11 protein-coding genes are annotated in these 12,260 nt (G+C 36.2%); 2 read left to right on the top strand and 9 right to left on the bottom strand.

The genetic code is table 11. From position 1 onward, the window contains the following. Positions 1-6: 6 nt before the first annotated feature. The 3 genes from ACONDI_RS12415 to serA form a co-directional block, all read right to left on the bottom strand. Positions 7-708 (bottom strand): DUF421 domain-containing protein, encoded by a 702-nt coding sequence (locus ACONDI_RS12415; RefSeq protein ID WP_241078866.1) that lies wholly within the window; start codon positions 706-708, stop codon positions 7-9. A gap of 63 nt (positions 709-771) precedes the next feature. Further along, positions 772-1,536 (bottom strand): fumarylacetoacetate hydrolase family protein, encoded by a 765-nt coding sequence (locus tag ACONDI_RS12420; protein WP_241078867.1) that lies wholly within the window; start codon positions 1,534-1,536, stop codon positions 772-774. A gap of 29 nt (positions 1,537-1,565) precedes the next feature. After that, on the bottom strand, positions 1,566-3,152 hold the full coding sequence (gene serA, locus ACONDI_RS12425; protein ID WP_241078868.1) for a phosphoglycerate dehydrogenase: 1,587 nt from the start codon (positions 3,150-3,152) through the stop codon (positions 1,566-1,568). Positions 3,153-3,475: 323 nt separating this feature from the next. Here serA and ACONDI_RS12430 point away from each other — a divergent pair, with 323 nt between their 5' ends. Both ACONDI_RS12430 and ACONDI_RS12435 read left to right on the top strand, forming a co-directional pair. Further along, positions 3,476-4,123, top strand: a complete 648-nt coding sequence (locus tag ACONDI_RS12430; protein WP_241078869.1) for a DUF6391 domain-containing protein — start codon at positions 3,476-3,478, stop codon at positions 4,121-4,123. 168 nt (positions 4,124-4,291) lie between these two features. After that, on the top strand, positions 4,292-4,933 hold the full coding sequence (locus tag ACONDI_RS12435; RefSeq protein ID WP_241078870.1) for a protein-L-isoaspartate(D-aspartate) O-methyltransferase: 642 nt from the start codon (positions 4,292-4,294) through the stop codon (positions 4,931-4,933). Between the two features lie 91 nt (positions 4,934-5,024). Here ACONDI_RS12435 and ACONDI_RS12440 read toward each other — a convergent pair whose 3' ends face one another. The 6 genes from ACONDI_RS12440 to alr all read right to left on the bottom strand — a co-directional run bounded on the left by ACONDI_RS12440 (position 5,025) and on the right by alr (position 12,256). Beyond that, complete coding sequence (locus ACONDI_RS12440) at positions 5,025-6,074, bottom strand: M42 family metallopeptidase (protein ID WP_241078871.1); 1,050 nt, start codon at positions 6,072-6,074, stop codon at positions 5,025-5,027. A gap of 103 nt (positions 6,075-6,177) precedes the next feature. Beyond that, positions 6,178-9,162, bottom strand: a complete 2,985-nt coding sequence (locus tag ACONDI_RS12445; protein WP_241078872.1) for a UPF0182 family membrane protein — start codon at positions 9,160-9,162, stop codon at positions 6,178-6,180. 61 nt (positions 9,163-9,223) lie between these two features. Then, a complete protein-coding gene (locus ACONDI_RS12450; protein ID WP_241078873.1) occupies positions 9,224-10,048 on the bottom strand; it encodes a M55 family metallopeptidase in 825 nt (274 codons plus the stop codon). 72 nt (positions 10,049-10,120) lie between these two features. Beyond that, complete coding sequence (locus ACONDI_RS12455; protein ID WP_241078874.1) at positions 10,121-10,471, bottom strand: type II toxin-antitoxin system PemK/MazF family toxin; 351 nt, start codon at positions 10,469-10,471, stop codon at positions 10,121-10,123. Between the two features lie 5 nt (positions 10,472-10,476). Continuing rightward, positions 10,477-10,749, bottom strand: a complete 273-nt coding sequence (locus tag ACONDI_RS12460) for a CopG family ribbon-helix-helix protein (protein WP_241078875.1) — start codon at positions 10,747-10,749, stop codon at positions 10,477-10,479. Between the two features lie 331 nt (positions 10,750-11,080). Next, complete coding sequence (alr, locus tag ACONDI_RS12465; protein WP_241078876.1) at positions 11,081-12,256, bottom strand: alanine racemase; 1,176 nt, start codon at positions 12,254-12,256, stop codon at positions 11,081-11,083. Positions 12,257-12,260 lie beyond the last annotated feature (4 nt).

Here is a 12,260-nt window from a genome sequence, read left to right on the forward strand (position 1 = left end):
GTAAATCTAACTATGTTGGTAATCATAAAGATAAGATTCTTTTGGACTAATGTACAAACTCCCATCAGAATCTAAACTAGCATAAAAAATCTCTCTTGGAGAGCTGTAGCCCTTTTTTTGCAACTCACTTTGGAGCCATTTTTCTGTTAGGTTAAACTTATCAAGATGTTCATATTCTATTTTGCCATCCATTATGATGGGCACCGGCAGTGCATCCCGAGGAGGCGTTATATTCATATCTTCTTTGGTGACTGTTCTTTTATCTGCTTTTTTTATCACACTTAACTGACCTGAGGGTTCTAATACTGCATACTCTACTTCACTAATGTTTTGAACATTTTTCTGTCTTAACTGGGATGTTAAGTCATTCAAATTAATTCTCACTGACTTTAATTCATATTCTTTTATTCTCCCTCTATCAATAAGTATAGTTGGCTTTCCCTCAACGATAGCTCTTATTTTTCTGTTTTTAATCGTTATTCTAGAGACCAAGATTTCAAGGGCAAAGAGTGTTACAAGAGGGATAGCTCCTACGTATATAGGCATTGTGTCATCTTCAATAGTCAATACAGAAACTTCTGCCATCATAATGGCTACAACAAGATCAAAAGATGATAACTGGGCAACTTCTCTTTTCCCCATAATCCTTAAGAGGGTAAATATAATAATATATACTATAACAGTCCTATAAAGCATGGTTAAAGCCATAAAAAAACTCCCTCCAAATACTTTTCACTAAAAGTATTCCTTGTTTGGAGAGAGTTATACAGATCATAATACATCGTTCTTTAAGACACCTATGTTCTGAATTTTTACCTCAACTTGGTCCCCCCTGCTAAGGGGACCAACCCCAGGTGGAGTACCAGTTATTATTACATCACCTGGCTCAAGGGTCATAATGCTTGAAATAAAACTCACAAGCTCATAAACATTAAAAACCATTTCCGAAGTATTAGAGTTTTGTTTCTCTTCACCATTAACGTAGGTTTGTACCTGCAAATTAGCCGGGTCAACTTCTGTCTCAATACATGGTCCAACGGGTAAAAATGTATCAAAACTTTTTGCCCTAGACCATTGACCATCTTTTTTTTGTAAATCTCTAGCAGTTATATCATTAGCACATGTATAACCAAAAATATATTTCGACGCCTCATCTACATCACAGCCTTTTACCTGGCTTCCAATTATTATTGCAAGCTCTCCCTCAAAATCCACTCTCTTAGAGCCCTCCGGGTATATAATAGAGGATCCCGGATCAATAACAGTAGTAGAAGGCTTCAAAAATAACATTGGTTCATCAGGCAGGCTAAGCCCAAATTCCTTGGCATGGTCTCTATAGTTAAGACCTACTCCTACAATCTTACCCGGGTGAACAGGAGACAGAAGGTTAACTTCTTCTAAAGCTAGTGTATTACCTGTCCTGGCAAAACTATCAAAGTAGCTTCCTTCTAATTCGTGTATCATCCCCGATTTATCATCTAACGTACCGTAATTTATATTATCCTTTATATTATTACAATATCTTATTAATTTCATTGTACTGGCCCCTTAAACATTTTTATCTCTTAATCCTTTAAAAAGCATGCTTTAGCATCTATTATCTGGGGTATATCTTTTATCTCATCTAAAGTTTCTTTGTCAATCCGTGAGTCAACCTGCATTACCATTAGAGCATCTCCGCCTACGGACTGTCTTCCTACCTGCATTCCTGCTATATTAATACTATTTGCACCAAGTATTTTACTAACAGCTGCTATCATACCAGGTGTATCAATGTAGTCAATAAGTAGAAGATGCTTAGAAGGCAGAACATCTACCTTGTATTCACCAATCCTTACAAACCTTGGGTCGTGCTTTCCAAATAATGTGCCTGATATTACCCTTTCACCTTCATCAGTTTTTACTCTAGCCTGAATTAAGTTTTGGAAATCTTTTTTCTTACTAGATTTTTTCTCAACAACATTAACACCACGTTCTTCAGCTATAATAGGCGCATTTACATAGTTAATCTGATCCTTGACTATTTCACTAAAAATTCCTTTTAAGAAAGTATTAGTTAAAGGCCTTAAAGGATAAGTGGTGATATCACCATAATATTCCATTTGTATTTCCTGAATCTTACCACCAAAATATTGAGCAAAGAAACTTCCCATGTTTCTAGCCAGTGGAATATACGGTTTGACATCTGTAGCTACATTTTCTGGCACTGAAGGAACGTTAACAGCAGTATTAACAGGTTCTCCTTTTAGGGCTTGAATCACCTGTTCTACGATGTCTTCTGCAACCATAGCCTGAGCTTCCCTTGTTGAAGCTCCAAGATGTGGCGTGGCCACTACATTGTCTAACTCTACAAGTCTGTAATCAGTTATCGGTTCTTCATCAAACACATCTAGAGCTGCTCCTGCAAGTTTTCCTTCCTTCAGAGCATTATATAATGCATCTTCATCAATAAGTCCACCACGAGCACAGTTAATAATGAAAGCTCCATCTTTCATTGTCTCAATAGAATCTTTGTTGATTAAATTTGCAGTTTCTTCAGTCTTAGGCAAATGTAAACTTATAAAATCCGCTTGTTCTAAGACTTCTTCTAACTCACGAATGTCAATTTGTAACTTTGATGTCTTCATTTCTGTAATATACGGGTCGTATGCTATAACATCCATTTCAAGCCCTTTAGCTCTTTTGGCAACTTCACTTCCTATTCTACCAAGACCTAAGATTCCAAGCTTCTTTTGATAAAGCTCAACGCCCATGAAGGGCTTCTTCTCCCACTTACCATCTTTAAGACGCATATTTGCCTGTGGAATCTTTCTTGCTGTAGCAAACATCATGGCAATAGCATGTTCTGCGGCAGCTATAGTATTACCACCGGGCGCATTAAGAACAAGAATCCCTTCTTTAGTAGCAGCATCAACAGCAATATTATCGGTACCTACTCCAGCTCTTCCTACTACTTTCAGATTTTTTCCTGCTTTTAGAACTTCCTCCGTCACTTGAGTACCACTTCTTACAAGTAAAGCCTCATACTCCCCAATAACCTCCACTAATTCTTCTTGAGACAAATTCGTCTTGTAATCCACCTGATACTCATCGGTGAATTTTTTAAGACCTTCTTCATTAAGTGAATCGCTTACAAGAATTTTGTACGTCATCTTGTCACCTCCAGGATTTGCTAGCAAAAGACTCGTCCCTCAGCCATTTTTTAAAAATTTAAAAGGGACGAGTCCATATTAATCACATTTACTAATTCTTGCATAATTATCGAAAATGCCAGTCAAAAACGCTTTAAAAAAATAATAACACAATTATAATAAGGTGGTCAACTCTTCTTAGATACCCTCACATAGCGCCTTTTTCTCTCTGTATCCCAAATATTAAAAAATTCCAAGCAAGATAATATATATCCACTCATAGTACTACCTAAGACAGGTTTAGATATGCTAAAATAGAGATAAATAAAGGAGATGTTTTATCTGTGTGGTTAATATTCCTGCTGATTTTATCGCCTATACTTTTCTTTTTACTATTAAGTTTAATACTTCTGCCTTTTCATTTTACCTTTTATTCACTTATAAATATCATCACAACCCCCTTTCAGTTAGCCAAAATCGCCTTAAACAAGAGGCTTAGAAATAATCATGCTCTTGAACATGCCACCATTAATATTTTAGAAAAAAGATACGGTTACAATAGGCTTTCTGGTTTTGCCAGGGAAAATGGTTTTGTAATCCAGGGCAGAATTAACCCTGAACACTTACAGGAAGCTGCAATGTTAGGGCTTTACCAGCTTCAAGGTGGTAACAAAGAGCTAGCTATTCATCAAAATTGCGGCACAAGTATTTTAGCAGCTAACTTTTCTAGTGCTGTAATTTTTCTTTTATTGCTATGGTTTACAGGCACTTTTAACATTTTGAATGTACTACTTGCTATCATTTTATCACAATTTGTTGGCCCCAGAGCGGGTAAAATCTTTCAAAAATATATCACCACTTCTACAGATGTCAAAGATATTGCTATTACCGGTGTACTTTACAATCAGCCGCGCGGGGCGGGGGTTATGAATTTTCCTTTTTTGGGGGGTAACGAGCCTGGTCAGTATTTTGTCAAAACTCAAAGATATTAAAGTTATTGATGAACCCTTATTTCTCCTGCTTTCTCATCAAGATGTATTGCAATTAAAAACAAAACTTTGTTCATATAACTTTTTGCACCAGAATCAATTATAGATTTATAATTACTGTCTGGTTATTTAAAACTAATAATGATTCTAGTACAAAAAGAGGTGATAATAATGTCAGTCTTTGAAAAAGAAAGAAAATCAATGGTTAAAAAACAAATCTATAAAAGAGGCATTAGAGAAGAGAAAGTATTAAAAGCCTTTGAAAGTGTTCCAAGGGAAAAGTTTGTGCCAGAAGATCAAAAGCATATGGCTTACGGAGATCATCCTCTGCCAATAGGCGATAATCAAACAATATCACAACCTTATATCGTGGCACTAATGACCGATGCTTTAGAACTTCAAAAGGAAGACAAAGTGCTTGAACTTGGAACCGGCTCTGGATATCAAGCTGCAATTTTGGGGGAAATAGCAAGTGAAATATTTAGTATAGAAAGGATCGAAAACCTGGCTAGTAACGCGAAAAAAATTTTACGGGAACTTGGATACAATAATATACATATTAAAGTTGATGATGGGACCCTTGGATGGGAAGACAAATCTCCTTTTGATGCAATTATGGTCACTGCTGCAAGTCCAAATATACCCGACAGCTTAACAGAGCAGTTAAAAACCGGAGGTAGGATGGTTATACCCGTAGGTGATCTACATTCACAGGATCTATTAAAAGTCACAAAAACCAAATCCGGGATAGAAAAAGTAAATCTTGGTGGTTGTAGATTTGTTCCTCTAAAAGGAGAAAAAGGATGGAGTTAAGTTGGTGCAAAAAGTCTATTCACATAAGGATAGTGTTCATATGACTTTTTGCACCAGAATCAAACTTGGATTTTGGTTCTGGCAGACTACTCTATAGGCTGAAGTCTTTTTCGTGACAGGTTTTTAGAAATTCGCTTAATAGTTTTACAGCAGAATTAACATCATCTTTATCTACCATTTCATTAACCGTATGGACATATCTCGTAGGAATAGATATCCCTGCCGTTGGTATGCCGGCTCTTGACTGCTGCATTGCTCCTGCATCTGTCCCACCTTTTGCCATAAGTTCCATCTGATACGATAATTCTTTGTCTTCGGCAATTTCTTTTAATGTATCTATTACTTTGTAATTTGATATAGACGCGGCATCCATAATTTTGATAGCAGCACCTTCGCCTAGAGATGCTACCATTTCATCTTCTTTACTTCCCGGTATGTCATTAGCAATTGTAACATCAAGGGCAATCCCCACATCAGGGTCAATCCCGAATGCAGAAGTTTTGCCACCCCTTAAGCCAACTTCTTCCTGAACAGTAGCTACCAAATAAATATCCGCTTCATGGTAATCTAACTCTTTGGCAGCCTCAAGCATTACATACACACCTATCCTATCGTCCATTGCCTTTGCGCTGTAAGAATTACCTAACTCCACAAAATCCTGCTTCAGTGTTACAGGGTCACCAATGTTAACTAGTTCTTTAACTTTGTCACCATCAAGCCCTAGATCAACAAAAAAATCTTTTACCTCTAACTTTTTCTTGGCTTCCTCAGCTGACAGCATGTGAGGTGGTTTCGTGGATGGTGCTAGATTACCTAAAAGCTCTTCTTTACCATGAACTATGACTCTTTGTGATACAAGGGCTCTAGCATCAAATCCCCCTAGAGGCTCTAGCCTCAAAAATCCTTTTTTATCAATATGCTTAACCAAAAAGCCTATCTCATCCATATGTGCAGCAACCATAACTTTCTTTGCTTCATTCTTAGAGGAACTTTTTCCCTTTTTGATCCCTATTACATTTCCCATACCATCTACTTTTACTTCATCTGCTATTTTGTTTAATTCATCTTTTATTAATTCACGAATTTTTTCTTCTCTCCCGGGGATACCGGGGGTAGTAACTAGTTTTTCAAGCAGCTGCATATTATACCTCCTTCATAATGTGAATATACTTTTTACAGCCTAAATTAAACTTGATACTGGTGCTAAAAGTCATATAAGAAAGTTTTTGCACCAGTATCAATGTTTAGTTTTCTTCTAGATCAGTTTCTGCTACATCCTCTGATTTTTCATTTAACTTCTCAAGCACCTCTTTTAGTTCTTCTTGAATACTTCCATATTCATTCCAATCACCATCTCTAAGGGCATCCTCAGCATCAATATAGAGTTCGAGAGCTCTTCTAGATAGCTCGTAGACATCTTCTAATTCATCCTCTGGTATCATCTCATCAGGTATCTCTAGCTCTTCTTCTAAGTCGGGATCTTCTGGATCTTCTATATCTGGATCTTCAATATCAATCTGATCAATGTCTTTTCCAAAGTGCTCTAAAGCTTCTTCTAAGCTTGGAGCCATAATCAAATCATCTTCCCAGGCAACTATAACCCTGCGCATTTCAGGAAAACTAGCGCCTTCTGCTTCAAGATAAACAGGCTCCACATATAGTATTCCATTCTCAAGAGGTATTACCAGCAAATTTCCTCTAATAACACTTGAACCACCTCTATCCCACAGCGAAAATAGTCTCGAAATCTCCGGGTCCTGGTCAATTCTTGAGTCAATCTGTCTTGGACCATAGGCCAACGTTCCCCTGGGAAAACGATAAAGGACTAATTCGCCATAATTTTCTCCATCATTCCTAGCTCCTAGCCAGGATATCATATTATTTCTCTGTACTGGAGTAAAAGGAAGCATCAAAACAAATTCAGAGTCATCCTCTCCTGGTAAGTTAAGAGTTGCATAATATGGTTCCATCCTTATAGTATCGCCATAATATTTTTCAGTAGCTATATCCCAGGCATCTTCACGGTTATAAAAAACTACCGGTGTTGTCATGTGATAATTCCTTAACATATCAGCTTGAATGTCAAAGAGATCAACAGGATAACGAATCTGGTCTTGTAGTTCTTCTGGCATTTCATCTAAATCCCTAAATAGATCTGGAAAAGCATTTGACAGGGCAGTAGTTACAGGCTCATCTTCTACCAGGTAATAAGAAACCTCCCCACTATAGGCATCAACTATAACTTTTACAGGATTTCTAATATAATTCTTTCCTCTATAGTCATAAGGATTACTGTAAGGGTAATTATCACTATCTACATAAGCATCAATTATCCAAAATAATCTTCCGTCAGCGACAGCCATGTAAGGATCATCATCATAAGTTAAAAAAGGAGCAATTGTATTAATCCTTTCCTGGATATTTCTGTTTATCAAAATTTCACTGTCATCAGTAAATTGTCTTGATAAAAATATAAAAGAATTTCTCTCTCTTAATGCATATAATGCTCTGTTGATTATATTATCAATTGGTATACCTGTTTCTCCTTGGTAGTCTATATCGACTTCTTCTCCTCCACCAGGATAGTTAAACTCTTTTTCCTCAGTATTTACTATTACAAAATCATTTTTTAGCTCTCCAAAGTAAATTTCCGGCCGTTCTAACCCAATCCCTATATTATCTACAACAGGCATATCCTGTAGGAAAAAGCGAGGATGTCCTCTAGCAGTAAACTCACCTACAGGACTCATGGCAAGACCATATCCATGAGTATATTTCAAGTGCCTATTAATATTAGTCTGCGCTTCATCAGGCAGTCTATTAACATCCAACTCCCTCGCTGATAACATAACCTGATGGTATTGGTCATCTATAGTATAACGAGCAATATCAACATCATCAAATTGATAATACTGCCTGAATTCTTGTGATTCACGATAAACTTCTCGAAGCGGCCTATAATCAAGTAGCCTTACATTTCTCAGTAACTCGTCATCAATTTCCGGTACTTCGCTTACTTCTCCTACTTCTCCCACTATATCCTCTTCTTCTAACATCTCTTCATCAATGCCTTCATCTATATCATTTATATTAATATCCTCATCAATATCCTCATCAATATCCTCATTAAAATCTTCTGGGTTTTCCTCCACATTTTCTACATTTTCATCAATTTCTTGTTCTAGTTCATCTTCATCCACATCCGGCAAAGCGTCTGTTCCTTCCCACATCTTTTCATCTATATCATGTAAGTTATAAGCTTTCCTGGTCATTTCAAGATGATTCTCTAGATAAGGTCGCTCCATTGAAAGTTCATTAGGCGAAACTATAAAGTTTTGTAAAATAGAAGCGTAAATATTTCCAGCTATAAAGATAAATACAAATATACCAGCAACCAAAGCCGTATATTTAAATTTTCCAATTTTGAAATTAATCATAGTAATTATAAATCCAATAATCCCAATAATGGTTAATATCAAATAAAGAGGAGCACTTGCATTTAGATCCGTATAACCAGCACCAAACATTGCTCCACGGTCTGAAAATAAAAGATTAAACCTGGCCAAATAAGACTGAAGGGCAAAGATTAACAACAACATACCAACGAACAAATTAATATGTTTTAAAGCACTATAACCCTTAGTTAGACCACCTTTTTTAATTAACCCCCAGGTGACAATGCCTCTGAAAACATACACCACCATAACAAACAAAAAAGTAAAGATAACTAGTGATAAAACATTGCCAAGTATAGTTCTATATAAAGGTAACTCAAAAAAGTAAAAAGATATATCCCTGCCAAAAACAGGATCAACATCTCCAATAGGTTCGTTATAGATAAAATAAATTAGATTAAGCCAAAAATCTCTAAAAAACCCTGCCCAAAGCACCCCTATGACAGCGCTAATAGCAATTTTAGCAACTTTTCCTATCTGCTTTAGTTTATTTATGTAAGGTGCCAAAGGACTTTCGACAAAATAAACCTGAGCCTGAGGTGTCAATAATATACCAGTTAGATAATTTAGGTTTAAATAAAAAAACACAGTACCAAACAAAAATGCAATAATATATGTTAGCCACTGAAACAAGAAAGGCCTTACAAAAAGGGCCTGATAATCTACAGCTCTAAACCACTGCCAATTTGTTATTGTGTTAGCAATAGTGTCAAGAGATAAAACCAAAAAAATTAAAATACCTAAAGCGATTATTTGTTTATGCTTTCTATGCATTTACGAGTGCCTCCTTCAAGTGCCTCCTTAGAGGTCACTATCATCTTCTAAAATTATATCTTTAACCGGTATTTGCAAGAACCAGCATGGTTCTAAATGCCTTATAAAACTCTATTACATCATGGGCTTCATAAGTCACAATAGGTGAAGATAAATTAGGCCGAAAAGTTCGGGGGAGCATTAAAGCCTGGTCTGCATAACTTATGTCAGCAAATCTAACCTCTAGCTTAATAGGCGACGATACTTTAAACGGCTTAAATCTATCTATATGTTCTATTACCTCTTTAGATTTGCTTCTTAATTGATCATAAACATTATTTAACGGGTGATGCCAGGCTGAGTATTTTGTTAGGGCTTTTTTTGTTTCGACAAACTTTACTTCTTCACCGAGAATCTCTCTAGTTTCATTATGAAGGATATCGTCTCCACTTACAAGTCCTACCGGGACATCGTAATAACCAGCTATCATGGCATTAATCCCCGTCTCACCAAGAGAGACTTCATTTATCTTAACATCTAGGACAAGTGAGCTACTATAAGTATGAGATATTACACCTCTTTTGGACCTCATCGAATGATACCCCAAAAAAAAGCAAACATCGAAACCAGACCATATCCCTTCCATCATACTAAATTTTTTGGGGTTTCCTGATATAAGCTCAATATTATCTTGTAGGTTTTCAATTAATATATTATCCATTTTGTCATGGGCATCATTAACCACAACAACAGATGCACCAGCTTCAAAGGCACCTCCTGCTGCAGCATTAACTTCTTTGGTCATTATCTTTCTTGCTCTTTCATAACCTTCCCCGCCAGCCTGAAGTTGACTTTCTTTAACTACTCCCGTTATTCCTTCTAGGTCACAAGATATGTATACCCTCATGGGCCTTCTCTCCTCCCATAACTCTTTTGCCTATAAAAAATTAAAAACGTAGCTTCAAGCACTACGTTTAGTTCAAAATTCTATTAATCCAAAACTTATCCTTAACGCCTCATCCACTTTTTCCATCATGGAAGTTGAAAAAGAGGTAACTTTTTCTTTAAGGCGTTGTTTATCTATAGTTCTTATCTGTTCTAATAATACGACAGAGTCTCTATTTAGGTTATATTCTTTAGCATTCACCTCTACATGAGTAGGCAGTTTTCCTTTTTGAATTTGGGAAGTTATAGCTGCAACTATAACAGTAGGACTGTATCTATTACCAATATCATTTTGGACTATCAGAACGGGGCGTACTCCTCCCTGTTCGGAGCCTACTACAGGACTAAGGTCTGCGTAATATACATCTCCGCGCTTTATCTGCACTTTTTTCACGCTCCACTAACCATTTCTTCTGCTAACCTGCTTGCTTCATTTTCTGCTTCTATGGCTTCATTTGCAAGGTCTAAATTAATCTTTCCCATTTCCTTGTATCCTTTTTGCATCATTTGTCTTATTTCGTCCTTTTTTCTTTCTCTAATATACAAGCGCATAGCTTCTCTTATAAGTTCACTTCTATTTCTTTTTTCAGATGAAACTATCCCATCAACTTCCTGTAAAAGGTTATTTGGTACACTAATCATTACTCTCTTTGTTTTTGGCATTTTATTAGCACCCCCATATAGCTTATTGACTTATGTATATAATACTTATAGTGTTTCAAAAAACTAAGTACTTATGTAAATGCCTCTTACAATATGGATGCTAATACGTCACATTATACATGTTTCATTATCATTATGCAACAAAATCATTATAATTATACTAATGTTAAAGCCATAAATATATACAATATTAATGATAAAACTTATAAGCTTATTACACCTAATCTTATATGTCTAAATATGTCTAAAAATAAATATTTATTTAGCATTTAAAGTTCCACAATAAGCTAATAAAATCCTTCTATTAAATCAATTTCTACAATTTTCTAATTTAAACTTGATTCAATAACGTATTTGTTTTTTTCAGTTGTCCATTTCTATAATATAACCTGGGTACTCTTTTATCAACCATACAATATACTTCATAGCTTATAGTACCAATTTTTTCAGCTATTTCATCCGCTGTAATCATTTCATCCCCTTCATTACCCATCAATGTAACTTCGTCACCTATTTTGACATCAGGTACATCATCTGCCAAAAACATGCTCTGGTCCATGCACACAGAGCCAACTACAGGTAACTTTTTCCCATGAGCTAGCACTTCACCTTTATTTGAAAGAAGTCTACTGTAACCATCTGCATATCCGACAGGAATCGTAGCAATTATTGAATCTTTTTCGGTTATAAACTTTCTGCCATAGCTAATAGAAGTACCCGGAGGTACTTTTTTTACATATGATACTTTGGTTTTTAGCGACATCAAAGGCTTAATCTTAACACTTCTATCAACATAGGAAGATGTATAAGACCCGTACATACTTATGCCGATTCTAACAAGATCCAAATGCATCTCTTTGATATCGATTGCAGCGGCACTGTTACAGGCATGTTTATATGGGATTTTGATGCCCTCATTCTCTATTTCGCGGATAATATTTTTGTATGTTTTATATTGCTGCCATGTATATGATTTGTCCTTTTCGTCAGCTACCGAAAAGTGAGTATAAATTCCCTCTATCTCCAAGTTTGGCATATTATTAACATATTTTGCAAAATTCGCACTATCTTCTGGCCTAACACCAACTCTACCCATTCCAGTGTCTAGTTTTATATGAACATTTACCTTTTTACCTTTTATCTCTGCAGCTTTTTGACAGGCCTCTGCAGTTTCTTTTGTAAAAATCGTAGGGGTCAAGTCATAAGATAAACAGGTCTCAATATGCCCTGGGGGAATATAGCCAAGGATTAATATTGGAGCTTTTAACCCCTGATAACGAAGCAAAATTCCTTCTTCCAAGAGAGCAACACCAAGCCAGCTAGCACCGCTTTCTAATGCAGTTTCTGCTATTTCAAAAGCCCCATGACCATATCCATCTGCCTTTACTACTGCCATTAGTTCGGTGTTATCCTTAGTATGCCGCCTGAACTCTTTAATATTATGGGTTAGATTGTCCAAGTTGATTTCTGCCCAGGTATTTCTTACAGGAAAACTTGGATACGTCATTTAT

It is taken from the genome of Natranaerofaba carboxydovora (assembly GCF_022539405.1).
Taxonomy (GTDB): Bacteria; Bacillota; Natranaerobiia; order Natranaerobiales; family Natranaerofabaceae; genus Natranaerofaba; species Natranaerofaba carboxydovora.

Coding starts and splice junctions, on each gene's coding strand:
- ACONDI_RS12415 (WP_241078866.1), bottom strand. CDS start 708: ATGGCTTTAACCATGCTTTATAGGACTGTTATAGTATATATTATTATA.
- ACONDI_RS12420 (WP_241078867.1), bottom strand. CDS start 1,536: ATGAAATTAATAAGATATTGTAATAATATAAAGGATAATATAAATTAC.
- serA (WP_241078868.1), bottom strand. CDS start 3,152: ATGACGTACAAAATTCTTGTAAGCGATTCACTTAATGAAGAAGGTCTT.
- ACONDI_RS12435 (WP_241078870.1), top strand. CDS start 4,292: ATGTCAGTCTTTGAAAAAGAAAGAAAATCAATGGTTAAAAAACAAATC.
- ACONDI_RS12440 (WP_241078871.1), bottom strand. CDS start 6,074: ATGCAGCTGCTTGAAAAACTAGTTACTACCCCCGGTATCCCCGGGAGA.
- ACONDI_RS12445 (WP_241078872.1), bottom strand. CDS start 9,162: ATGCATAGAAAGCATAAACAAATAATCGCTTTAGGTATTTTAATTTTT.
- ACONDI_RS12450 (WP_241078873.1), bottom strand. CDS start 10,048: ATGAGGGTATACATATCTTGTGACCTAGAAGGAATAACGGGAGTAGTT.
- ACONDI_RS12460 (WP_241078875.1), bottom strand. CDS start 10,749: ATGCCAAAAACAAAGAGAGTAATGATTAGTGTACCAAATAACCTTTTA.
- alr (WP_241078876.1), bottom strand. CDS start 12,256: ATGACGTATCCAAGTTTTCCTGTAAGAAATACCTGGGCAGAAATCAAC.